Below are 24817 nucleotides of genomic sequence, written 5' to 3' on the forward strand. Positions count from 1 at the left end.
TCAAATTAAAATATCACTTTCTAAATCGGATTTTTCAATATGGAAATTGAAACCCAATTCAGAAACCAATTGAATGACTAAATTTTTATACCAGTTTTCGGATTTGGGGTGAATGTAGATTTTTTCAATCAATTCGCTGATATCAACATTTATTTTCAATCCGTCATTAATTTTAATTTTACTGTCTGAGATATCCGAAATAATACGTACTTCGCGCTCATACTGAAAGCTTTTTCGTTTGAATAAAAAAGGGAAAAACATATCGTCAAACGGGATGTATTCTTTTTTATAATCAATGTAATTTACTTCACCAATATATTGATTGATATTGGTTTCTGGTTTCAGTGCTTTCTGTAATCGTCCAATTGTTGATTGAATGGCTAGCCCTTCGCTGTTTTGTGTGAAAATCTGCCACATGGCAAATGATTCGTATTCGTTGATGTGCCAGCTGCTAATCGCTAATTTTTCCCGATGCGTTTTATAAAAATTTAAAAAGTCGGGATTATCTGTGGCCAGTTTTTTTATTTCTTCAAAAGTTGGTTCGCTAAATGTGCCTTCATATTGGTCTTCAAATTTATCAGAACGGGACATGAATAATTTTTGCGAAAGCAACAAATCCAGAAATTTTGATAAGTCTAAATACTTCCAGACAATAGTATCTGAATCATCTGGAAGTTTTATGTTTGGATTGTCTAAGTACATTTTTTAGCGTGTAAATCTGCTTTTTTCCAGCAAACTTAAAGTTACAAAATTATAAGCTATTCAAAGGATTGTAAGGTTACTAATTTGTTATAAGTGCCATCCAGGGCAATTAATTCCTCGTGTGTGCCTTGTTCTACAATTTTTCCTTTTTGCATCACTACAATTTTGTCTGCTTTTTGTATTGTCGAAAGACGGTGCGCAATAACTATTGAAGTTCTGTTTTGCATCATGTTTTCTAAAGCGATTTGAACAAACTTTTCGCTTTCGGTGTCCAGTGCAGAAGTTGCTTCATCGAGTATCATAATTGGTGGGTTTTTAAGAACCGCACGAGCAATAGACAGACGTTGTTTTTGACCACCTGAAAGTTTGTTTCCGCTGTCGCCAATATTGGTATGAATACCATTTGGCAGTTCATTTACAAATTCTAAAGCATTAGCAATTTTTAGTGCTTCAATAATTTCGGCATCAGTTGCGTCTAATTTTCCTAAAGAAATATTGGCTTTGATGGTGTCATTAAATAAAATACTGTCTTGTGTCACCAATCCCATTAATCCACGAAGTGATTGTAAATTGAAATCTTTAATGTCAATTCCGTCAATGCTGATAGTTCCTTCGTTTACATCATAAAAACGGGTGAGTAAATTGGCAATGGTACTTTTTCCGCTTCCGGATTGTCCAACAAGAGCAACGGTTTGTCCTTTTTTTACTTCGAGTGAAAAATCTTTTAAAACGGCTTCTTCCTCATATTTGAAGTTCACATTTTTGATGGTTATTTCAGAATCAAAAGTGTTTTTGTCGATAGCATTTTCTTTAGAAGTGATTTCGTTTTCTACTTCTAATACTTCAAAAACACGTTCTGCTGCGGCTAATCCATTTTTTACGGAATAAGAAGCTTTAGAAATGGCTTTGGCAGGCGTAAGAATGTTGAAAGCTAAGGTCAAATACACAATAAAAGCAGAGCCTTCTAATGTTTTTTCGACTAGCACTAAATTTCCTCCATAAAAAAGTAAGATAGCAATTGTTGTAACGCCTAAAAATTCACTCAATGGAGTGGCTAAATTATTTTTACTTCCGATGCTGTTGGTTAAATTCAATAATCGGGTTACTGAGTCGTTAAATCGGCCTTTAAAATTAGTTTCGGCATTATAACTTTTAATCACTTTTAAACCACCCAAAGTTTCATCTACAATCGAAATCAGAAAGCCACTTTCTCTTTGTGCCTGAAGCGATTTAGCTCTTAGATTTTTAGCTACTTTTGAAATAATCCATCCTGAAATAGGCATAAAAATTAAAACAAATAAAGTAAGTTTTAAACTTATAATAAACATAGTGACCAATGCAAAAATAATAGTCAGTGGTTCTTTTACAACCAATTCTAATATAGAGAAAAAGGAGTTTTGAACTTCATTGACATCACCAAGCATTCGTGCCATAATATCTCCTTTTCTTTTTTCGGAATAATAGGAAATGGGCAGTTCCACAATTTTGTCATACATTGATTTTCTCAAATCTCTTAAAACACCATTTTTAAGGTGCATGATGTGATGTGAGGCGAGATAATTGAATAAATTTTTGAATAAAAATGTTGTAATAACCATTAAGACAACAAACAAAAGTGCTACTTGAATACTATTTTCCTTTGTTAATTCTGAAATTTTATAATACATAAAATCAGAACCAAACTGCTTTAAGTTTCCTATTCCCGTATATACAGGCTCTTTTAGTATGACTTTGGTTTTGCCAAAGAGTACTTCAAGCACCGGAAAAATAGTTAGCATAGAAATGGTGCTAAACAAAGCATACAAAATATTGTATACCACATTCCAGACAATATGAGACTTATAAGGTTTGGTGTAAGGAAGTAGTTTTATTAAGTTTTTATCCATTAGTTCAATTGCATTGCAATAATAATATTCTTTATTTTATCGTTTAAGTCGGCTTCTGTTTCTGTGAAATTCTCAACGGAATCTAATGTTGTATTCACGCTGATATAAAATTTGATTTTTGGTTCCGTTCCGCTTGGTCTGGCACAAATTTTAGAACCATCTTCCGTGTAGTAAATCAGTACATCTGCTTTTGGAATGTTCATCGTTTCTTCTTCACCGGTTAATAAGTTCTTGGCGATAGACGATTTGTAATCTTCCAACATAATTACGCGTTGTCCGTTGATTTCTTTCACCGGATTTTCACGAAGCGAAACCATCATTTGATTGATTTCGGCTAAACCTTCCATTCCTTTTTTAGTGATTGAAATCAAATGTTCTTTGTAAAAACCATGGGCTACATATAGTTTTAATAACTCTTTGTATACGGTGCTTCCTTTAGCTTTGGCTTGAGCCGCCACTTCGCAAATCAACAAAGTAGCCGCTACAGCATCTTTGTCACGAACGGCATCGCCTACCATGTATCCAAAACTTTCTTCACCACCACCGATGAATTTTTGCTCTGGAAAATCTTTAATCATTTTGGCAATCCATTTGAAACCCGTTAAGCCTACTTTGCATTCTACACCGTAAGCGGTAGCCAATTCCATAATCATGGGAGTGGAAACAATAGTAGAACCTACAAACTGTTTTCCATCTATTTTTCCTGCTTTTTTCCATTCTTCCAATAAAAAGGCAGTCATCAAAATCATGGTTTGATTTCCGTTTAACAAGGTCATTTTCCCTTCATTATTTCGAACGGCAACTCCCAATCGATCGCAATCCGGGTCGGTACCAATGACAATATCAGAATTGGTTTTATCGGCTAACGCCAATGCCATTGCTAAGGCTTCTGGTTCTTCTGGGTTTGGTGATTTTACGGTTGGGAAATCTCCGTTTGGTACTCTTTGTTCTTCTACGATATGTACCTTTGGATATCCCGCTTGTGCTAACGTATCAGGAACTAGTGTTATGGATGTTCCGTGCAAAGAGGTGAAAACGATGTTCAGATTTTCTTTGGCTTCAGCCGGAGTATTGAAGCTAGCGTTTTCGATAGAGGATTTGATAAAAGCCTGATCTACTTCTTTATCGATGTATTGAATTAGGCTTTCGTTAGCATCGAACTTGATTTGGTTGTAATTTAAATTTTCAATTACATTGATAATTCCTTCATCTTCCGGTGGAACAATTTGTCCGCCATCTTGCCAGTATACTTTGTATCCGTTGTATTCCGGCGGATTGTGTGAAGCGGTTAAAACAATTCCGCATTGGCAACCTAAATATTTAAGCGCAAAAGACAATTCTGGTGTCGGACGTAAATCCGAAAATAAATATACTTGAATCCCATTGGCAGAGAAAACATCAGCAACTACTTTGGCCAAAGTATTGCTGTTGTGGCGGCAATCGTATGCGATAACGGCTTTTAACGGCTGATTTGGAAAAGCAGTATGTAAATAATCCGAAAGTCCTTGTGTGCTTTTTCCTAATGTATATTTATTGATACGGTTGTTTCCAACGCCCATTACCCCACGCATACCACCTGTTCCGAATTCGAGATTTTTATAAAAACTCTCTTCTAGTTCTTTTGGAGATGAAGCAATCATTGTTTGCACTGCTTCTTGTGTTGCGGCATCAAAAGTAGGAGTTAACCATTCATTTACTGCGTTTAAAATGTTTTGTGGGATGCTCATTTTATGTGTTTTTTAGTTAAAAATTCAAAATTTAAGAGGTCAAGTTTGAGTATTTTATTTTTGGGGCATTTGTCTTTATTGTTTAAAACTTCATTGGTGAAATTTTTATAAAAAGCCTATTTTTAGAAATGGAAACTTTAGATAATTCTTACCTTAAAAGTATTAAAAATTTATTTCACTGGAAACTTTATAACGCCCTTCGTTGTTTTTTGTACGTAAAATAATTTCGCCAAGAAATCCTGCCAAAAACAATTGCGTTCCCAATACCATCGTAGTTAATGCGATGTAAAACCAAGGGTTGCTGGTTACTAAATTATAAGATAAACCAGCGTATAAATGATACAGTTTTGAAATTCCAATATAGCCTGCCAACATAAATCCGATGATAAACATCAATGAACCCATGGCGCCGAACAAGTGCATGGGTCTTTTTCCGAATCGGGAAAGGAACCAAATGGTAATTAAATCTAAGAATCCATTTATGAAACGTTCCATTCCAAATTTAGTTTCTCCATATTTTCGGGCTTGGTGCTGAACTACTTTTTCTCCAATTTTTCCAAATCCGGCATTTTTTGCCAAAACGGGAATGTATCGGTGCATTTCACCTGAAACTTCTATGTTTTTTACGACTACATTTTTGTAGGCTTTCAGACCGCAATTAAAATCATTCAATTCAACACCGGATGTTTTTCGGGCTGCCCAGTTGAATAATTTTGAAGGTAAGTTTTTAGCCATTACAGAATCGTAACGTTTCTTTTTCCAACCGGAAACCAAATCGAATTTTCCTGAGGTAATCATATCGTATAATCCTGGAATTTCTTCTGGACTGTCTTGTAAATCGGCGTCCATGGTAATAATGACATCACCTTGTGCTTTGGCAAAACCAGCGTGTAATGCCTGAGATTTTCCAAAATTTTTCATGAAACGAATGCCTTTTACATTCGGGTTTTCGGAGGCAAATCCTTCGATGATAGGCCAAGAATTATCAGAGCTTCCATCGTCAAGAAAAATGATTTCGTAAGTATAATTATTAGATTGCATGACTTTGATAATCCAAGTATACAATTCTTGCAATGATTCCTCTTCGTTAAGAAGCGGTATGAGTATGGATAGATTCATTACTGTTATTCTTGTGATGAAGGTTTGCTTTTGAAGAATGCCGCCATGATTAAACCAAAAATCGAACTAAAAACAATACTAAATATAGAGCCTTTCAATAATTCGACAATAGAATAAGGATCATTTTCTTTCAGTTTTGTTATCGCTTCATTTATGGCAGATGCCGGCGTTCCAAATTTTTGCATCATATCAACAGTATATTTAACGGTCAGTTCTCTTACCGTCTCTTTGGCTGCTGGATCGATAAAATTGAATAAAATAATATTGAAAACAGTTGAAATCAAAATTCCAATTACTGCCGAAATAAAATAGGTAGTAAAAGCGTCTTTGAATGGGAATATACCGTTTAACTCTTTTTTAGTTTTTGAAAGCAAAACAATACCTATTATAAGGTAAGTTGCAATACTCAAAATTCCAACCCACCAAGAAATAAAAAGATTTAAATCTATTGCGTATATTGAAGTTGTAATTAATGCGGAAACAACCCCAGTTGTAATTCCAAAAGTTATTCCGTTTCTTTTTATAATTTCATTAATCATTTTTTGAAGATTTTTTATTAATCTACAAATATAACAATTCCCAATTTATTAGGGAGTAAAATTTGTTTTTTACGCAGATATAAAAAAAGTGTGACAAAGATTTGTTTATTGAAAAATAAGTGTAAATTTGCAGACTCAAAATAATAGTGTAAAAACAAAAAGTTATAAGATGTTTATACCTTTTCTGTTAGAAGAAAAGCTTCAAGACAAATTATAATTAAACAAATAAAAAAGATTCAAGATGAAAAAAGGTGTACACCCAGAAAATTACAGATTAGTTGCTTTTAAAGACATGTCAAACGAAGATGTTTTTATTACTAAATCTACTGCAGATACAAAAGAAACAATAACAGTTGACGGTGTAGAATATCCAGTTGTAAAAATGGAGATTTCTAGAACTTCTCACCCTTTTTACACAGGTAAATCTAAACTTATTGATACTGCAGGACGTATCGATAAATTCAAAACTAAATACGCTAAACACGTTAAATAATTTTAACTTGTTTTTAAATACATTTAAAACCTTCCTTTTGGAGGGTTTTTTTATTTTTATCTGTTTTAAAACTTTGTAACTTTGGTGTCAATACGACAGAACAAATAACCGAATCAACAAACCAACAATTTATGAATTATATCCTTTTTGACGGACCTTCAAGAAATGCCTTGTTGCCTTTTACCTTTACCCGTCCCGTTGCCGATATTCTTATCGGAATTATGACAATTCGTCAAAAATGGGAAATGCATCTGGGGTCCACCACAACCACTTTGACCGAGGAATATCTTTCGGATAAATTTCCAATGGTTGAATTAGAAGAAAATGTAATGATAAATGCTTCTTTTCTTCCAACAGCAATTTTGGTCGAAATGGTACAAGATTTAAAATCCAATCAAGCGATTTTTAAAGGAGAAGAAGTAATTGCTTTTTATACCAATGATGAGCAGGAAGAGGTCGATTTTGATACCTATGAAATTATAGAATTTACGGACGATTGTATCACAGTGGAACATACTTGGGATATTTTTTCGAAAAATGATGCGGCGATTCGCGAAGATTTTCAATTTTTGACCGAAGACAGAACCTCACAGCCCATTCCTAAAAGTGTTAATGTAATTGCACCCGAAAATATATTTATCGAAGAAGGTGCCAAGTTAGCATTTGTAACTTTAAATGCCTCTTCGGGACCGATTTATATTGGTAAAGATTCCGAAATTATGGAAGGAACCGTAATTAGAGGCCCTTTTGCTTTATGCGAAAATGCAACGGTTAAAATGGCTGCCAAAATATATGGAGCAACAACTGTTGGACCTTATTCCAGAGTTGGAGGAGAAATAAACAATTCAGTGTTATTTGCGTATTCGAATAAAGGACATGATGGATTTCTTGGTAATTCCGTTCTTGGCGAATGGTGTAATATTGGCGCCGACAGTAATAATTCGAATTTGAAAAATAATTATGAAGAAGTAAAATTGTGGAGCTATGAAACCGAAGGATTTGCCAAAACAGGTTTGCAGTTTTGTGGATTGATGATGGGCGATCACAGTAAATGTGGAATTAATACCATGTTTAATACAGGTACTGTGGTAGGCGTAAGTGCTAATATTTTTGGCAGTGGGTTTCCGCGTAATTTTGTTCCAAGTTTTTCTTGGGGAGGTGCTTCCGGATTTACGACTTATGTGACCAAAAAAGCGTTTGAAACCGCAAAACTGGTAATGAATCGCAGAAATATAGTTTTTGATGAAACTGAAGCGGCTATTTTAGAGCATGTTTTTGAAGAAACTAAAAAGTGGCGTAAAGACTAAAGTCAGTATAGTGTTTACTGAAAAAATATAATTTCCGACAACGCATCTAATTAATGATGTAAGTTGTCGGTTTTTTGATTTCTATAAAGTAATATTCAGGCTTCACATCGGGCTCGTTTTTAATTAAACAACTTTCTAATTGCCCAATTCTGTAATTAATATATCTTTGCAACTTTCAAAAAAAATACTAATCGGATAATCGATTAACCGAATAAACAAATCAAGAATAAAATGATTACAGTTAATGATATTTCAGTTCAATTTGGAGGGACTACACTTTTTAGTGACGTTTCTTTTGCCATAAATGAAAATGATAAAATTGCCCTTATGGGTAAAAATGGGGCGGGTAAATCAACGCTTTTAAAGATAATTGCAGGGCAAAGTAAACCTTCAACCGGAAATATTTCGGCGCCAAAAGATGCTGTTGTGGCTTATTTGCCTCAGCATTTATTGACTACGGACGGCGCAACGGTGATGGAAGAAACTTCAAAAGCTTTTGGAGAAGTGTTTAGTATGAAAGCCGAAATAGATGAAATTAATGAGCAATTAACCATTCGTACCGATTACGAAAGTGACGAATACATGAAATTAATCGAACGGGTTTCAGACTTAAGCGAGAAATTTTATGCTATCGAAGAAATTAATTATGAAGCAGAAGTAGAGAAAATCTTAACTGGTTTAGGTTTTGAACGCGAAGATTTTAGTCGCCAAACTTCGGAGTTTTCAGGAGGATGGAGAATGCGTATTGAATTAGCTAAAATCTTGTTGCAAAAACCAGATTTGATTTTGCTCGATGAGCCTACCAACCACATGGATATCGAAAGTATTCAATGGTTAGAGGATTTCTTGATTAATTCAGCCAAAGCCGTTGTGGTTATTTCGCATGACAGGGCTTTTGTGGATAATATCACCAATCGTACCATTGAGGTTACAATGGGCAGGATTTACGATTACAAAGCCAAATATTCTCATTATCTCGAGTTGCGAAAAGACCGACGCATGCACCAACAAAAAGCATACGATGAACAGCAACGTATGATTGCTGATAACAGAGCTTTTATTGACCGTTTCAAAGGAACTTTTTCTAAAACGGATGCCGTTCAGTCGCGGGTTAAGATGTTAGAAAAACTGGTTATTGTGCAAGTAGATGAAGTAGATACATCAGCATTAAAATTGAAATTTCCACCAGCAGTTCGATCCGGACAATATCCTGTTATTGTAAAAGAAATGTCAAAATCATATGGTGATCATGTCGTTTTTAAGGATGCTAATATTGTAATCGAAAGAGGGCAGAAGGTGGCATTTGTCGGGAAGAATGGGGAAGGAAAGTCAACGATGATCAAAGCCATTATGAAAGAAATTGGGATTGATAACGGTTCTGTAGAAATTGGTCACAATTCTCAAATTGGTTATTTTGCTCAAAATCAAGCGGCTTTGTTAGACGGAAATGCTACAATTTTTGAAACGATTGACGATATTGCAGTTGGTGATGTCAGAACTAAGATTAAAGATATTTTGGGGGCTTTTATGTTTCATGGTGATGATGTTACCAAAAAAGTAAAAGTGCTTTCGGGTGGTGAAAAAACACGTTTGGCCATGATAAAATTATTGCTGGAACCGGTCAATTTATTAATACTCGATGAGCCTTCAAATCACTTGGATATGAAGACGAAAGATATTATTAAAGATGCATTGCGTGATTTTGACGGGACTTTAATATTGGTTTCGCACGATCGTGATTTCTTGGACGGATTAGCAACTAAGGTTTTTGAATTCGGAAATAAAAGAGTCGTAGAGCATTTTGAAGATATTGCAGGTTTCTTGGCACACAAAAAAATGGACAGTATGAAAGAAATCGAGAAATAATTAAAGTAAAAAAAAGAGGCCTAAATGGCCTCTTTTTTTTATAATCGTATTCCAGGTGGAAGCAATTCTTTGTAAACTGGATTTTTTTTGAAAAAAACAACGATTTTCGGCAGGATAGGAACTACTTTCAGTTTCCTTTCAATAGCAATTTCCATGATGTTTTTGAGTAGATTTGAAATGAATACTTCATCTTCAAATTCGTCTGGAACATTGATTTTTGTCAAAAATATTTTTTTCTCCTGAAAGGAATATTCTACAGCAACCAGACCATTTTCTACGATAGTTTCAAATTGTCTTGCAAATGTATTGTCTTTGATTTCCATTATAATTGCTGCTTCCATGTGTTTAATGGTGGTTCATTGGTACTTCTACCAAAAGTATTTTTGATTGCGAATTCATTTTGATTTCAAATTGATCAAAATCGGTTATTCCCATGGCATCTCTTGCCTTTAAAACTTGATTGTTAACTTCTATTTCTCCTTCAATTAAAAATAAATAAACTCCATTTTTAGGAATTTTGACGCTATAAGTGGTAACGGTGTTTTTTTCGAAAATTCCTAAATAAAAATAGGTTTTTTGATAGACCCAAAGTGCTTTGCTGTTAGCGGTGTCTTTTGGAGCAACAATGTTTACAAAGGTATTGATTTGGTTTTCAATATCAAATGATTTCTGTTCGTATCTTGGTGTAACTTCTTCTTTGTCAGGGAAAACCCATAGTTGCAGCGTTTTGGCTTCTTCGGTTGGGCTGGTATTCATTTCAGAGTGTTCAACCCCTGTTCCTGCACTCATGACTTGTACTTCTCCAAAACGAATAACACCTTCGTTTCCCATGCTGTCTTTGTGTTTTAGTCCTCCTTCAAGTGGAATCGTGATTATTTCCATGTTGGCGTGTGGATGTGTGCCAAAGCCTGTTCCGCCAGTAATAGTATCGTCATTTAATACCCGTAACATCCCAAATTGTATGCGCTCCGGATTGAAGTAATTTCCAAATGAAAAGGAGAAATTGGCTTTCAGCCATCCAAAATCGGCTTTGCCTCTTGAACTGGATTCGAATAATTTTGTTGTCATAATTTATTGATAAATAAAGATAGGTTTGAGATTGATTTTAAATAAAAAAATTAATTTTATGCAAAATTCGTGATTATAAATCGGAATACTGTTGTAAAATCGTTAAAACAATTATGAGTAAAATCCCTGTTTATTTGATGCCTGGTTTGGCGGCAAGTGCTGCGATTTTTGAACGGATTGCACTTCCTGAAGCTGTTTTTGAAACTGTATTGCTAGAATGGGAGATTCCCCTTGATCAGGAAACCTTGCCAGATTATGCCAAACGAATGACCGAAAAAATTAAACATCCAAATCCGGTTTTGATTGGCGTTTCATTTGGTGGAATTTTGGTGCAGGAAATGGCAGCGTTTATTCAGGTGAGAAAAGTGATTATTATTTCGAGTGTCAAAAGCAATCTCGAGTTTCCCAGAAGGATGAAAATCGCTAAGACGACCAAAGCCTACAAATTAATCCCGATGAGTTTAATTTTAAATATAGAAAATCTGGCTAAATTTTCTTTTGGAGCCAAAGTAAATCAAAGACTCAAATTGTATGAAAAGTTTCTTTCGGTTCGGGATATTCGGTATTTAGATTGGGCTGTAGAAAAAGTTATTCTTTGGGACAGAACCGTTGCGGACAAGAATGTAATTCATATTCACGGTGATGCAGATGATGTTTTTCCTATAAAATACATTTCGGATTGCATTGTTGTAAAAGGAGGGACGCATATCATGATTTTGAATAAATACAAATGGCTGAATGCCAATTTACCCGAAATTATTTTGGGAACCAATACTAATTTAGATCAAGAAGATTATGGAAAATAAAAATAACAGTAAGAACATCAGTATCGTTCTGGGAATGGTTTTCATCAGCAGCTTGTTTATTTTTGCCACGATTCCGGAAGCTAAAAAGACAGATTCAAAAGTGGCTGTGGCTGGTTATTTTCCGGACAAAGTAGATTTTGCAGGAGAAGAAGCGCCTTTGAAAATTTCGGATGTCAGAGAGCGTTTAGACCGGGAATTGTTGGTCAATGAGAATCTTCATGCATCTACGATTTTAATTTTAAAAAGAGCTAATCGAGCATTTTCGGTAATAGAGCCTATTCTCAAAAAGAATGGAGTTCCGGATGATTTTAAATATTTGGCGGTAATAGAAAGTGGTTTGGTCAATGTGGTTTCTCCGGCTGGAGCCAAAGGGATTTGGCAATTTATGCCCGAAACTGCCAAAGAAAGAGGTTTAGAAGTGAATGAGAATATCGACGAACGCTATCATTTAGAAAAAGCTACGCAGGCCGCTTGCAGTTATTTTTTGAAAGCCAAAGAAAAATTTGGCAACTGGACACTTGTAGCCGCCTCTTATAATGCAGGGGAAACTGGAATCAAAAAGCAAATGGATATTCAAAAAGTTACTGATTATTATGATTTATTGCTTTCGGAAGAAACGTCTCGGTATATGTTCCGGATTATTGCTTTGAAGGAAATCATGAAAAATCCTGTAAAATATGGTTTTGTCATTGCTCCCGAAGATCATTATGAAATTTTACCTGTCAAAAAAGTTGAATTAGACAGTGCTGTTGTTGATTTGGCTGATTTTGCAAAAAGGCAAGGCATCAATTATAAAATTTTGAAGATACACAATCCGTGGCTCAGGGAATCTAAAATTCTCAATGCTGCCAATAAAAAATACCAAATCGAAATTCCTTTGAAAGGCTATTAATTTAAAGACATAAAAAAGGGTCAAATGTATTTCATTTGACCCTTTTTTAATTAATTGTATGAATTATATTTTCTTCATTTGCTCTTTCATCATGGTGATTTGTTCTTTCAACATGTTTTGTTTGTCCAGCTTTTTAGCTTCGTTTAACAGTGCAGTAGCTTCAAGTTTTCTTCGGCGACTCATAGCAACTCCTGCTAAGTTTAATTTGGCTACAGCCAAATCCATATCCATAGATAATCCTAATTCGATTGCTTTTTTGAAATATTTCTCTGCTTGATTGATATTAGTCTGCGAAAGCATGATTCCGTGAAGGTAATTAAAGTAACCTTGTTGTTTTCTTACTAAAGCTGTTTCGGGGTTTTTGATGTAAGCCAGCCATTTTTTGGCACCTTCAAAATCTTGTTTTCTCAATTTAAGGAAGGCTAGAAGGATGAATTCGTTTTTGAAGTAAAGAAAAATAGGAATAGCACTTAATAAAATAACGAAAATTCCATTTCCAATGTTGCTTTCTGTAAATTGCCAAATGCCAGTAAGGATAACAAGTCCGGCGATAATAAGTTTAATATTTCTGTGAAACATAGCGTGTTTTTTTTATGATCACAAATATAGTAAAATGATTTGAAAATATTTTTATAAAACTACTTGCGAGAAAAAAAAGTCTTTGTATATTTGCACTCGGTTTTAGAATAACGGTTATTCAAAAACAATAAGACACATAAATAAGATTTTTAAAGATACAAAGCAATGAGCAAAAGAACGTTTCAACCATCGAAAAGAAAAAGAAGAAATAAGCACGGATTTATGGACAGAATGGCTTCTGCTAATGGAAGAAAAGTTCTTGCGCGTAGAAGAGCTAAAGGAAGACATAAATTGACTGTATCTAGCGAACCTAGACACAAAAAATAATGTTTGTATAAACTTATATAAGGCGTTACTTCTTTTAGTATCGCCTTTTTTTATACCTTGTCATTAAAATAAGATTAAAAGTTTAATTTTTAAAGGTTTAAGGTTTTCTATTTAACTTTAAACCTTTAATTTTGAGCAACAAAAACTAACTACAATTACAATACAATGCCAAAAGACACATCCATAAAATCCGTTTTAATAATAGGTTCTGGTCCTATTGTTATTGGTCAAGCTTGCGAATTTGATTATGCAGGATCACAATCAGCCCGTTCCATCCGTGAAGAAGGAATTGAGGTTATCCTGATTAACTCGAATCCGGCAACAATCATGACCGACCCTTCTATGGCCGATCATGTTTACTTGAAACCATTAACGACCAAATCAATCATTGAAATCCTGAAAGCACATCCGCAAATTGATGCTGTTTTGCCTACAATGGGAGGACAAACCGCCTTAAACTTGTGTTTGGAAGCAGATGAAAAAGGAATTTGGGCAGATTTTGGAGTACGATTAATCGGGGTTGATGTGAACGCCATTAATATTACCGAAGACAGAGAGCAATTTAAACAATTGCTTCAAAAAATAAATGTGCCTACTGCACCGGCAAAAACAGCTACTTCTTTCTTGGAAGGAAAAGAAATTGCACAGGAATTTGGTTTCCCATTAGTAATTCGTCCTTCGTTTACATTGGGTGGAACCGGAGCTGCTTTTGTTCACACCAAAGAAGAATTTGACGAAAAACTAACCTACGGATTAGAAATGTCACCGATTCACGAAGTGTTGATTGACAAAGCTTTAATAGGTTGGAAGGAATACGAATTGGAATTATTGAGAGATAAAAACGACAATGTTGTTATTATCTGTTCTATCGAAAATATGGACCCAATGGGAATTCATACCGGAGATTCCATCACGGTTGCACCAGCAATGACATTATCAGATACGACTTTCCAAAAGTTGCGTGATATGGCTATTTTGATGATGCGCAGTATCGGGAATTTTGCTGGAGGTTGTAACGTGCAGTTTGCCGTTTCGCCTGACGAAAAAGAAGATATCGTTGCGATTGAAATTAATCCTCGTGTATCTCGTTCTTCTGCTCTAGCATCAAAAGCAACGGGTTATCCAATTGCAAAAATTGCTTCTAAACTAGCTTTAGGATACAATTTAGATGAATTACAAAACCAAATCACCAAATCAACTTCGGCATTATTCGAGCCGACTTTGGATTATGTGATTGTAAAAATACCACGTTGGAACTTCGATAAATTTGAAGGAGCCGACAGAACTTTAGGACTTCAAATGAAATCGGTTGGGGAAGTAATGGGAATTGGACGTTCGTTCCAAGAAGCCTTGCACAAAGCCACACAATCATTGGAAATCAAAAGAAATGGTTTAGGAGCTGATGGAAAAGGATATACCAATTACGAGCAAATTATAGAGAAATTGACTTTTGCAAGTTGGGATCGTGTTTTCGTGATTTATGATGCTATCGCCATGGGAATTCCATTGAGTCGTATTCATGAAATCACCAGAATCGATATGTGGTTCTTGAAACAATACGAAGAATTATATGTTTTAGAGAAAGAAATTTCTAACTATACTGTGGAAACTTTGCCAAGAGAATTGCTTTTGGAAGCCAAACAAAAAGGGTTTGCCGACAGACAAATTGCGCACATGGTGAGTTGCAAAGAAAGTCAAGTGCATACGTTGCGTACCGATATGAACATCAACCGCGTGTTTAAATTGGTGGATACTTGTGCGGCAGAATTCAAAGCAAAAACACCTTATTACTATTCGACTTTTGAAGCCGAAATAGAAAAAGCGGACGGAACACGTTACGTTGACAACGAAAGTGTTGTAACAGACAAAAAGAAAATAATCGTTTTGGGTTCAGGACCAAATAGAATTGGACAAGGAATTGAGTTTGATTATTCTTGTGTTCACGGGGTTTTGGCAGCCAAAGAATGTGGTTATGAAACGATAATGATTAACTGTAACCCAGAAACGGTTTCGACTGATTTTGATACTGCAGATAAATTGTATTTCGAACCGGTTTTTTGGGAACATATTTACGACATCATCCAACACGAAAAACCAGAAGGCGTTATCGTACAATTAGGTGGACAAACTGCCTTGAAATTGGCCGAAAAATTGTCTAAATACGGAGTAAAAATCATAGGAACCAGTTTTGATGCCTTGGATTTAGCCGAAGACAGAGGACGTTTCTCTGATTTGTTAACTGAATTGAACATTCCTTTCCCACAATTCGGGATTGCGGAAACGGCGGATGAAGCTTCTGCTTTAGCAGATACTTTAGATTTTCCATTATTGATTCGTCCTTCGTATGTATTAGGAGGTCAGGGAATGAAAATTGTGATCAACAAAAAAGAATTAGAAGAGCACGTTATCAATTTATTGAAATCGATTCCAGGGAATAAATTGCTGTTAGACCATTATTTGGCCGGAGCAATCGAAGCAGAAGCGGATGCAATTTGTGATGCGGATGGAAATGTTTATATCATAGGAATTATGGAGCATATCGAACCTTGTGGTGTACACTCGGGCGATTCTAACGCTACTTTGCCACCGTTTAACCTGGGTGAATTTGTGATGCAACAAATTAAAGATCATACGCATAAAATTGCTAAAGCGTTAAAAACTGTTGGTTTAATCAACATTCAGTTTGCGATAAAAGACGATACAGTTTATATCATTGAAGCGAATCCTAGAGCGTCTCGTACAGTTCCGTTTATTGCAAAAGCATACGGAGAACCTTATGTGAACTATGCGACTAAAGTGATGTTAGGACACAATAAAGTAACCGACTTTACTTTCAACCCACAATTGAAAGGATATGCTATTAAGCAACCGGTTTTCTCTTTCAGTAAGTTCCAAAATGTGAACAAAGCATTAGGACCAGAAATGAAATCAACAGGAGAAAGCATCTTGTTTATTGATGACTTGAAAGACGATCAGTTCTACGAATTGTACTCTAGAAGAAAAATGTATTTGAGTAAATAATACTTGAATTGTGTATAGTAAAAAAAAGCCCCGTTTGGGGCTTTTTTTATGGAATGTATTTAGTGTTTTAAGCAATATTCTCCAACCCACCCGGAAATGGTCTGTAGGCATAATAATGCAAAACTTCTTCGATAGCCATTTTTAAGGCTTCGTTTATGGGGAGTAAAGTGGTGGCGAGTCGGTTATCAATTTGGGATAGTCGGGTGTAATAATCGGTAAAAACCGGTACATAAAGTCCTTTGCTTATGGCTTCTTCGGCAGCATCAAATTTTTCTTGTTGTCCTTCCTTGATGATTTTGCAAGTAGCCATGCGTAGTTGCCCGTATTTGTCTCTATTGGAGGCATAGCCAAAGAGGCGGCAAATTAATCCGCGGTATTTATAGTCGGTGCATCTGCCATTCGTTTGGTCTGTGGTCGAGAGGGATTGGTATAAATGGCAATTGGTATTGGTTTTGGTATTTAGTTCTTCTAAAATTGCTTCAGCTTTGCCATTCAAAAATAAATAAAAGGCCCAAGGTAAAAACTCTAAAGGGGAAGCATTAATGTTTGGTTTTGAACAACATTGGCCACATCCCGTCTTACAATGCAACTGGGTTTTGGATCTGAAAGAGGTAATTTCATTTTCAAGGCGGTCAAATAACTGTTCTACCAATTGAATTTTATGCTCTATAGCCATTTTTTGTGTAAGGTAGTCTATTAAAAACCGTTAGGAGGATAAAGCTGTTTTACTTCCTGTTTTAGCTACGGTAAGTCCTAATAACCTAAAAATTTACGTACACAGGGGTAAAATTTTACATCATTGACCTAAAAATTTACGTACACGAGGGTAAAAGTTTACGTCAGCGACTTAAAATTTTAGGGGCCAAGGGGTAAAATTTTAGGTTGTTAGCCTAAAAATTTAAGTACATAAGGGTAAAAGTTTAGGTTGCCAGCCTAAAAGTTTACGTACACAGTGGTAAAAATTTACGGCGGCAGCTTAAAATTTTACGTGTCCAGTGGTAAAAGTTTAGGTTGGTTGACCTAAAAGTTTACGTATAAAGGGGTAAATTTTTCATATAAATACGTATTTATTGTTGGTTTAGTCTTTGATTAGGTATTTTTTGTACCAGTCAATCGCAAGGTCTGAAACTTCTAATAATTTACCGGCTTCTTCAAATAAATGTGTGGCACCCGGAATTATTTTCATCTCCTTTATGCTTTCTAATTCGTCAAAAGCCAGTTTGTTCATGCCAATCACAGGAATGTCAAGACCACCTACAATGAGTAAGGTGGGAGCGGTTACCAAGGGTAATTCGGTTATGGCTAAATCTGGACGTCCGCCACGGGAAACGACTGCTTTTATGGTTTTTCCAAAAAAAGCGGCTGCCTTCAATGCAGATGCCGCGCCGGTACTGGCTCCAAAATAGCCTAAGGGTAAATTTTTGGTGTCTTTGTATTGCAGGAGCCATTCGGTGGTTTCTATCAATCGGTTGGATAACAAATCAATATTGAATCGGTTTTCATAAATCTGATCTTCTTCCTCTGTCAAAAGGTCAAAAAGCAAAGTTCCGATGTTCTGTTTTTGTATCTCAGCAGCAACCATTCGGTTACGGGAGCTGAGTCGGCTGCTGCCACTTCCGTGAGAAAAAACCACAATCCCAATGGCTTTTTCGGGGAGAATCAAATCTCCTTTTAAGGTTGCTGAAGATAGAGGAATGTCAATTTCTAATTTTTTCATGATTTCAAATTTTAAATAATTGGTATACCAAAATTCTTTATTGAATAGCGCTCGGAACACCCAGCATCCGGATTACTTCCTCGTCTTCCACTTGATCAAATTGCTCGTAAAAGCCACCCACACCTCTAAAATATTTGGCTGCTATCAGATACACAAACTCATCTGCATTGCGCTGAAAAACCGGTACCACATCAGCTGGTAATACGGGAACGGCAACGATTATTTTTGCGGGTTCTTTCTTTCTCAGCATCGAAATACTGGCCAGCAGTGTATTTCCTGTGGCGATTCCATCATCAACGACAATTACGTTTTTCCCGCGGATGTCTATCGGTTCGCGATTGCCCATATAGAGTTCATATTTTTCCTTTAATAGTTTGCGAAGCCGAATCACTTCATCCTCAATGTATCTTTGGGGAACTTCGGGATGCTCTTTGAGGGTCATTGAGTTCATGGAAACCGCTCCAATGGCATATTCTTTATTATTAGGGTGTCCAATTTTTTTAGAAAGTACGATATCCATTGGGAGGTGCAGTCGTTTTGCAATTTCATACCCAACCGGCACTCCGCCTCTGGGAACGGCAAGAATTATGGTATTGCTGTTTTGGTATTTTTTTAATCGTTCCGATAGCAATATTCCGGCTTCTTTTCTGTCATTTAATAACTCATTATACATACTGCTAAATTTAAATGGTTAGACATTAATTTTAAATGTAAATTTACTGATTTTCAATAGTATAGGTATTTAAATAATGCATTTTTTGTTTATTTTAACGTAGTTGCTTTGGACGATAAAAAAGCGGGTATTCTTGTAAGCCCCTGCTATGATTGAACTGTTGAGTGATTTATTGGTTCATTTGTGTAAAAAAGAAATGTTATTTAGACTTTTTTTATTTAAAACGTAATTTTTTTTCACATAAAATTAACTTGTAACTAATTGATTGTAAGTATTTTGTGTTGTTTATTTTCATAATTTTAATCCTTAATTTAATAAGAATCATATCATGGAAAAATTGTACATTTCTCACCCGCTTACAATTTACAGAATCATTTTGTTGATTGTATTAATTACTTCCTACACCCTCAGAGCACAAACTTTTACGGACAGTAATTTGCCCATTGTTCTTATTACTACAGATAAGGACCCGAACACGAATTTGCCACTTGAAATTCTGGATGATCCAAAAATTTTGGCCAACATGAAAATTATCAAGAGACCAGATGGAAGCAGAAATTATCTTACTGATGAAAATACTGCCGAATTCCTGAACTACAACGGTAGGATAGGAATTGAGATTAGAGGATCTACTTCGCAAACCTTACCCAAAAAACCATATGGTTTAACTACTCTGAAAGCGGATAACACGTCAAATAATAACGTGAGCATCTTAGGGATGCCCGTTGAAAACGATTGGATTCTAAATTCGATAGCCTTTGATCCGTCACTTATCAGGGATTATATTTCTTATAACATGTCGAGACAAATGGGGAATTATGCCACAAAAACCGAGTATTGTGAAGTCCTGTTAAACGGAGAATATAAAGGATTGTACATTCTTCAAGAAAAAATAAAATCGAATGAAAACCGGGTGAATGTGATAAAAATAGCAGCAACAGACACCGCAGTTCCCAATCTTACCGGAGGCTATATCACAAAAGCCGATAAAACCACCGGTGGAGACCCTATTGCATGGACTATGGAAGAAACAAATTTTATTCATGAACTGCCAAAACCGGAAAACGTAACCTCGGAACAAAACACCTATATTAAAGACGAGTTCTATAAATTAGCTGATAATGTATACAACAACAGTTTGCTAGATGGTTATACGAGTGTAATTGATGTTCCTTCGTTTGTCGATTTTATGCTGGTGAATGAGTTAAGTTCAAATGCCGATGTGTACCAATCCAGTACCTTTTTTCACAAAGACAGAAATGGAAAACTGAGAGCAGGTCCTGTTTGGGATTTTAATCAAACTTTTGGCAGCACATTTACAAACAGTAGTGATGTAGATGAATGGCAATTTAGCAATGGCAACAGGGTAGGACCGGAATTTTGGTTTGCCTTGTTTGATAACGGTACTTTTACCTGTTATTTGTCTAAAAGGTGGCATGAGGTAACAGCACCCAACCAGCCTATGAATCTAACCGTTTTGACAAATCTGATTGACACGACTTTAAATTATATTAGTGAAGCCATTCCGCGGGAGAATCAAAAATGGGGTACTTTAACGGATCACGTCAGTGAAGTAAGTGCTATAAAAACCTTTATTTCAAACCGAATTACTTGGATAAATAATAATATTGGTCCTTATGCCAATTGTTCCAATGTATGGACACCGCCATTAGTGATTACCAAAATAAATTACAATCCGGTAACATCAACCGCTTTCCCAGTTAGTAACGACCTTGAGTTTATTGAAATTCAAAATATAAGTACCCGATCAGTAAATCTTTCCGGAGTTTATTTCAGAGAATTGGGATTGACTTATCAGTTTGCTTATAATGCTACCATCGAAGGGAACGGGCGTATTTTTTTGGCAAGTAATTCGACTGCTTTCCAAAACAAATATGGTTTTGCACCCTTTGGTCAATTTACCAGAAACTTATCTAATAAGTCTCAGAAAATGGTTTTGGCGGATGCCTATGGAAACATTATTGATGCGGTCGAATATTTTGATACCGATCCGTGGCCTGCAGCCGCTGATGGTAACGGAAGTTATCTGGAATTAATCAGCACAACACTCGACAATAATTTAGCCTCCAGTTGGGTAGCTACATCAAGTGATACCTTGTCAGCTAAATCGTTCTTGGCCTTGTCGTCACTTTCTATTTATCCCAATCCGGTTACAAACGCTTTGACCATTGAAAGTAGCGAACTACTTAATGGGTTCAAATTATTTAATGTTTATGGGGCGCTAATTTATGAGTCTAAAGAAAAATCAGAAACAATACATGCCGATTTGCGCGTTCTCAGCAGCGGAATTTATTTTGTTACGGTCTATAATGATAAAGGATTTACCACCCGAAAAATAATTAAAGAGTAGGTTTAATAGCTTTATTGTTTTATTCCATTTTCAGATTTAAAAATTTTAAAAGGCAAATGGTAGCGTATTTTGCAAAAAACTTTGCGAACTTTGCGGCAAAATAAATGAATATGAAAATCAACTTAAAAAACGGAATCGACAAGCTCCTTTTCGGAATGAAACAAAGTGATGTTACCGCTATTTACGGAAAACCGGACCGAAATTATAAAGACGAAGATGACAATGTGATTTTTGCTTACAATGCGCTCAAAATGCGTTTGACTTTCTATCAGGAAGAAGCACTGAAATTAGGTTATATTGTAGCTTCCAGTCCGGCAATAGAATTATTCGGGAATAAAGTGATTGGTAAAAAAATCAGTGAAATCAAAAAAGAGTTGGCCGCCAAAGGAATTACTAAATTCACTCAAGAAGAATTTGATACTTTCGAAAACTATTTCAATGAAGACAATTGGATTATCCTGCAAACGGAATTTGATGAGGTGGTAAAATTTGAAATAGGTGCTATTATCAATCAAAAAGACGAATTCGACTGGAAATTTGGAAAATAATCTTCAGTTCTAATCTAAATTTGATATAAAAGTATTCCATAAAAAAAAACCGACAAACTTTAAAAGCTTGTCGGTTTTTTTATGAAAGTATTTTGTTCTTTATTGTTTTGGAGTCGGTGCTTTTTCGATAATTTCCATTTCAAAAATAAGTGTTGCATTTGGCGGTATTACACCACCAGCGCCTCTTTCGCCGTAGGCCAAATTAGAAGGAATAAACACTATGGCTTTGTCTCCTAAATTCATCAGGTTCAACCCTTCTAAAAATCCTGGAATCATACCGTCTTTTTTTCCTGCTTGAAACGGGAAAGCTTGGTAACCGCCTTGTGCGGCTCTATTGGCATCAAATTTTCCGTAGTTTTTATTTACGTCTTCATAATTGCTGTCAAATAAGTTTCCGTCTTCAAAGTAGCCTGCGTAATTAAAGTAAAAAGTCGAACCGTCAACAGGTTTTCCTCCAGTTCCTTTTTGTGTAATTTGGTAAACTAATCCGGAAGGAGTTGTGGTTGCAGTAGCTTTTGTCGCTTTAAAGTAAGCGGCTTTGGCGGCAACTACAGGTCCATATTGTTGCAAATATACTTTTTTGCTTTCCTCTTGAAGTGCTAATTGTTTGGCTTTATTTTCAGCATCAATCACTGCTTGTTTTTTAGCATCTTCGGCTTTGTTGGCATAATAATCAGAGAATACTTTTGGCGCATTAAATGCTTTGGCCAGAGTCCCTTTTCGTGTAATAGTTACTTTCGTAATAATATCGTCCTGAGCAATACTGTTTACAACTTCCATCCCTTTGATAACATGACCAAAAATAGTGTGTTTTCCGTTCAACCAAGGAGTCTCTTTATGGGTGATAAAAAATTGGCTTCCGTTAGTAGCTGGACCGGAATTAGCCATAGAAAGGATTCCTCCTTTGTCGTGTTTCAAATCGGTGAATTCATCTTTAAAAGCAAAACCGGGACCTCCGGAACCATTCCCTGAAGGATCTCCACCTTGAATCATGAAATCTTTGATGACTCTGTGAAATTTCAAACCGTCATAAAAAGGTTTTCCTTTTAACTTTTCATTGGTAACATAAACGTTTGTTCCTTCTGCCAAAGCAATAAAGTTAGCTACGGTTACGGGTGTTTTTTTATATTCTAATGCAACAATAATATCTCCTTTTGAAGTGGCAATAGTTGCAAAAATTCCTTCAACAGCAACAGCAGGTGCTTTCACAATTGGTTTTGCAACTGGCTTTACGGTTGATTTTATGGCTGTAGTTGGTTTTTTGGCTGGAACTGTTTTTTTGATTGTCTGTGCTTGCATATTCAGCATTCCAAAAAACAATAAAAAGAGAAGTTTAAATTTCATTTTGTTTTTAATTTAGGACTTTTTTTTAATAGATAATCGTTGTTTGTATTTGGTTATTGTGGCATGGCTTCCAATAATTCTATTTCAAAGATAATATCAGCATTTGGCGGAATTACTCCACCGGCTCCAGCTTCTCCATATCCCAATTTTGATGGGATAAAAATCACTGCTTTGTCACCAAAGGATAATTTTTCTAATCCTTCTATGAAACCAGGAATCATGCCATCTTTTCTTCCGGCTTGAAACGGAATGGGCTGATATCCTTTTTGAGCAGCTCTGTTTGCGTCATAAGTTCCAAAAGTTTGGGCCACACTTTCGATGCTACTGTCAAATAATTCTCCGTTTTCAAGAAAACCGGCATAATGAATGTAAACAGTTGCTCCCACAGCCGGTTTTTTACCACTGCTTTTTTTGGTAATTACATATTGTAAACCTGTTTTGGTCTTAGTGGCTTTTGCTTTTAAACCAGAAAGATAAGCTACTTTTTCGTCGCGAACCGCTTTGTATTTTGCGTCGAATATTCTTTTGTTTTCAGCATCAACTGCTAACTTTTTCTTTTGGTTTTCAGATTCTACTGTAAAATAATCACGGAATGTTTTTACGGCGTCAAACTTTTTTGCAGCGTCACCATTACGGATAATCGTAATTTTAACCATGTAATCGTCTTGCACAATTTTGTTTACGACTTCCATTCCTTTTTCTACCACATGACCAAAAATAGTGTGTTTTCCGTCAAGCCATGGCGTTTCAAGATGCGTGATGAAAAACTGGCTGCTGTTGGTTGTAGGACCGTTATTGGCCATAGCCAAAACGCCGCCTTTATCAAAATGCAAATCAGAGAATTCATCTTTAAATTTATAACCCGTATCACCGGAACCTGTTCCAAGTGGATCGCCACCTTGTATCATGAAGTCAGCAATAACCCTGTGAAATTTCAAACCATCATAAAAAGGTCTGTTTTTTAGATTTGGATTGGTCACAAATTCATTTTTTCCTTCGGCCAAAGTCACAAAGTTAGCGACAGTAATCGGTGCTCTTTCATAGTCTAATTGTACGATTATGTTCCCTTTGTTGGTTTCAATATCGGCATATAAACCGTCAGGAAGGTTGCTGTGTTCGTCTTTACAAGAATAAAAGGAAGCAATTACCAGAAATACGAATAGGATTCTTTTTTTCATTTTTAAATTTATTTTTTAATTGGTTAAAGTGTCTTTGGACTTGATTTGGGCTATTGGTTCTTTAGTTACAACTCCCGATTTTGCTTCGGTTTGTTTTTTATATTCATCTTCCGACATGAAATCACGAAGTGTTACCGTGCAGAATAAAGGTTGGTTTGTACCAATTTTTTTATTGTCACCATGGTATCCGTAACCCATTTGAGACGTAAAAAAGAAGTTTATTTTTTCTTTTTTGTGCATTAATTTGATTCCGTCACGCAATCCCATCATGATGTTTTGTTTGTCAACATAATAAATTTGCGGTTTTAATTCCAGTTGTGAATAGATAACAGTGCCTTTTAAGTTTTTGATTTCATAGTCAAAAAAAGCAACATCTCCTTTTTTTGGAGTGATTGTATCTAATGTATTGATAATTTCATAAGAGTACCAATATCCTTTTGCAGAAGCAATGAATTTAGCTTTTGGATTTTTCTTGATGACAACCTGAATCTGATCTTCTTCGCTGGCGATTAATTTCTTGTTTCGCTCTGCTGATTTTTTCATAAACGTTCCAGAAGCCTGTGAAATAGGTCTGCGCGCTTCCTGATGCTGCTTGCAACTGGTAAAGCATATTGCAAAAACGAACAGAAGGGCAAATAAAGGGTTGTTTTTCAT

23 protein-coding genes are annotated in these 24817 nt (G+C 35.7%); 9 read left to right on the forward strand and 14 right to left on the reverse strand.

Translation table 11 applies throughout. The features are described 5' to 3' along the window. The 5 genes from O6P34_RS08450 to O6P34_RS08470 all read right to left on the reverse strand — a co-directional run bounded on the left by O6P34_RS08450 (position 1) and on the right by O6P34_RS08470 (position 5973). The gene (locus O6P34_RS08450; RefSeq protein WP_269684075.1) at positions 1 to 702 is read right to left on the reverse strand and encodes a hypothetical protein; all 702 of its coding nucleotides are present in this window, start codon (positions 700 to 702) and stop codon (positions 1 to 3) included. Between the two features lie 56 nt (positions 703 to 758). Beyond that, entirely contained in the window at positions 759 to 2588 is a 1830-nt protein-coding gene (locus O6P34_RS08455) for an ABC transporter ATP-binding protein (protein ID WP_269684076.1), read from the reverse strand. Further along, entirely contained in the window at positions 2588 to 4315 is a 1728-nt protein-coding gene (locus tag O6P34_RS08460; RefSeq protein WP_269684077.1) for a phospho-sugar mutase, read from the reverse strand. The genes O6P34_RS08455 and O6P34_RS08460 overlap by 1 nt, the downstream gene beginning before the upstream one ends. A gap of 162 nt (positions 4316 to 4477) precedes the next feature. After that, positions 4478 to 5434: a glycosyltransferase family 2 protein gene (locus O6P34_RS08465; protein WP_269684078.1), complete on the reverse strand. Its 957-nt coding sequence runs from the start codon at positions 5432 to 5434 to the stop codon at positions 4478 to 4480. 5 nt (positions 5435 to 5439) lie between these two features. Further along, positions 5440 to 5973, reverse strand: coding sequence for a DUF4199 domain-containing protein (locus O6P34_RS08470; RefSeq protein ID WP_269684079.1), 534 nt, complete (start codon positions 5971 to 5973; stop codon positions 5440 to 5442). A 241-nt stretch (positions 5974 to 6214) separates the two neighbouring features. On the opposite strand from O6P34_RS08470, the gene O6P34_RS08475 reads away from it, so the two are divergent. The 3 genes from O6P34_RS08475 to O6P34_RS08485 all read left to right on the forward strand — a co-directional run bounded on the left by O6P34_RS08475 (position 6215) and on the right by O6P34_RS08485 (position 9639). Beyond that, positions 6215 to 6466, forward strand: coding sequence for a type B 50S ribosomal protein L31 (locus O6P34_RS08475; protein WP_116764541.1), 252 nt, complete (start codon positions 6215 to 6217; stop codon positions 6464 to 6466). A gap of 131 nt (positions 6467 to 6597) precedes the next feature. Then, entirely contained in the window at positions 6598 to 7773 is a 1176-nt protein-coding gene (locus O6P34_RS08480) for a GlmU family protein (RefSeq protein ID WP_269684080.1), read from the forward strand. 231 nt (positions 7774 to 8004) lie between these two features. Next, a complete protein-coding gene (locus tag O6P34_RS08485) occupies positions 8005 to 9639 on the forward strand; it encodes an ABC-F family ATP-binding cassette domain-containing protein (protein ID WP_269684081.1) in 1635 nt (544 codons plus the stop codon). A 38-nt stretch (positions 9640 to 9677) separates the two neighbouring features. Here O6P34_RS08485 and O6P34_RS08490 read toward each other — a convergent pair whose 3' ends face one another. Beyond that, on the reverse strand, positions 9678 to 9962 hold the full coding sequence (locus O6P34_RS08490) for a GNAT family N-acetyltransferase (RefSeq protein WP_269686746.1): 285 nt from the start codon (positions 9960 to 9962) through the stop codon (positions 9678 to 9680). A 22-nt stretch (positions 9963 to 9984) separates the two neighbouring features. Beyond that, positions 9985 to 10707, reverse strand: coding sequence for a pirin family protein (locus tag O6P34_RS08495; RefSeq protein ID WP_269684082.1), 723 nt, complete (start codon positions 10705 to 10707; stop codon positions 9985 to 9987). A gap of 113 nt (positions 10708 to 10820) precedes the next feature. On the opposite strand from O6P34_RS08495, the gene O6P34_RS08500 reads away from it, so the two are divergent. Both O6P34_RS08500 and O6P34_RS08505 read left to right on the forward strand, forming a co-directional pair. After that, positions 10821 to 11513, forward strand: coding sequence for an alpha/beta hydrolase family protein (locus O6P34_RS08500; protein WP_269684083.1), 693 nt, complete (start codon positions 10821 to 10823; stop codon positions 11511 to 11513). Then, positions 11503 to 12405, forward strand: coding sequence for a lytic transglycosylase domain-containing protein (locus O6P34_RS08505; protein ID WP_269684084.1), 903 nt, complete (start codon positions 11503 to 11505; stop codon positions 12403 to 12405). The genes O6P34_RS08500 and O6P34_RS08505 overlap by 11 nt, the downstream gene beginning before the upstream one ends. Before the next feature lie 63 nt (positions 12406 to 12468). Here the strand turns inward: O6P34_RS08505 and O6P34_RS08510 are convergent, their stop codons facing one another. Next, the gene (locus tag O6P34_RS08510; protein WP_269684085.1) at positions 12469 to 12984 is read right to left on the reverse strand and encodes a DUF2892 domain-containing protein; all 516 of its coding nucleotides are present in this window, start codon (positions 12982 to 12984) and stop codon (positions 12469 to 12471) included. Between the two features lie 165 nt (positions 12985 to 13149). Here O6P34_RS08510 and rpmH point away from each other — a divergent pair, with 165 nt between their 5' ends. Next, positions 13150 to 13311, forward strand: coding sequence for a 50S ribosomal protein L34 (gene rpmH, locus O6P34_RS08515; protein WP_008464848.1), 162 nt, complete (start codon positions 13150 to 13152; stop codon positions 13309 to 13311). Positions 13312 to 13476: 165 nt separating this feature from the next. Continuing rightward, positions 13477 to 16332 carry a carbamoyl-phosphate synthase large subunit gene (gene carB / locus O6P34_RS08520; protein WP_269684086.1) on the forward strand — a complete coding sequence of 952 codons (2856 nt, stop codon included), beginning with the start codon at positions 13477 to 13479 and terminating at the stop codon, positions 16330 to 16332. 67 nt (positions 16333 to 16399) lie between these two features. Here the strand turns inward: carB and O6P34_RS08525 are convergent, their stop codons facing one another. The 3 genes from O6P34_RS08525 to O6P34_RS08535 form a co-directional block, all read right to left on the reverse strand. Next, on the reverse strand, positions 16400 to 17008 hold the full coding sequence (locus O6P34_RS08525) for a YkgJ family cysteine cluster protein (protein WP_269684087.1): 609 nt from the start codon (positions 17006 to 17008) through the stop codon (positions 16400 to 16402). Between the two features lie 402 nt (positions 17009 to 17410). Next, the gene (locus tag O6P34_RS08530; RefSeq protein WP_269684088.1) at positions 17411 to 18049 is read right to left on the reverse strand and encodes a dienelactone hydrolase family protein; all 639 of its coding nucleotides are present in this window, start codon (positions 18047 to 18049) and stop codon (positions 17411 to 17413) included. A gap of 37 nt (positions 18050 to 18086) precedes the next feature. Continuing rightward, on the reverse strand, positions 18087 to 18722 hold the full coding sequence (locus O6P34_RS08535; RefSeq protein WP_269684089.1) for a phosphoribosyltransferase: 636 nt from the start codon (positions 18720 to 18722) through the stop codon (positions 18087 to 18089). 328 nt (positions 18723 to 19050) lie between these two features. On the opposite strand from O6P34_RS08535, the gene O6P34_RS08540 reads away from it, so the two are divergent. Both O6P34_RS08540 and O6P34_RS08545 read left to right on the forward strand, forming a co-directional pair. Further along, positions 19051 to 21093 carry a CotH kinase family protein gene (locus O6P34_RS08540; protein ID WP_269684090.1) on the forward strand — a complete coding sequence of 681 codons (2043 nt, stop codon included), beginning with the start codon at positions 19051 to 19053 and terminating at the stop codon, positions 21091 to 21093. A gap of 110 nt (positions 21094 to 21203) precedes the next feature. Then, entirely contained in the window at positions 21204 to 21641 is a 438-nt protein-coding gene (locus O6P34_RS08545) for a hypothetical protein (protein WP_269684091.1), read from the forward strand. Positions 21642 to 21740: 99 nt separating this feature from the next. Here O6P34_RS08545 and O6P34_RS08550 read toward each other — a convergent pair whose 3' ends face one another. Genes O6P34_RS08550 through gldI form a run of 3 tightly spaced genes read right to left on the reverse strand, consistent with a single transcriptional unit; the run spans position 21741 to position 24817 of the window. Beyond that, a complete protein-coding gene (locus tag O6P34_RS08550) occupies positions 21741 to 22985 on the reverse strand; it encodes a peptidylprolyl isomerase (protein WP_269684092.1) in 1245 nt (414 codons plus the stop codon). A 53-nt stretch (positions 22986 to 23038) separates the two neighbouring features. Continuing rightward, entirely contained in the window at positions 23039 to 24163 is a 1125-nt protein-coding gene (locus O6P34_RS08555) for a peptidylprolyl isomerase (RefSeq protein WP_269684093.1), read from the reverse strand. 15 nt (positions 24164 to 24178) lie between these two features. After that, positions 24179 to 24817, reverse strand: coding sequence for a gliding motility-associated peptidyl-prolyl isomerase GldI (gene gldI / locus O6P34_RS08560; protein ID WP_269684094.1), 639 nt, complete (start codon positions 24815 to 24817; stop codon positions 24179 to 24181).

The sequence above is a fragment of the Flavobacterium lacustre genome, from assembly GCF_027474525.2.
In the GTDB taxonomy this organism is placed as follows: Bacteria; Bacteroidota; Bacteroidia; order Flavobacteriales; family Flavobacteriaceae; genus Flavobacterium; species Flavobacterium lacustre.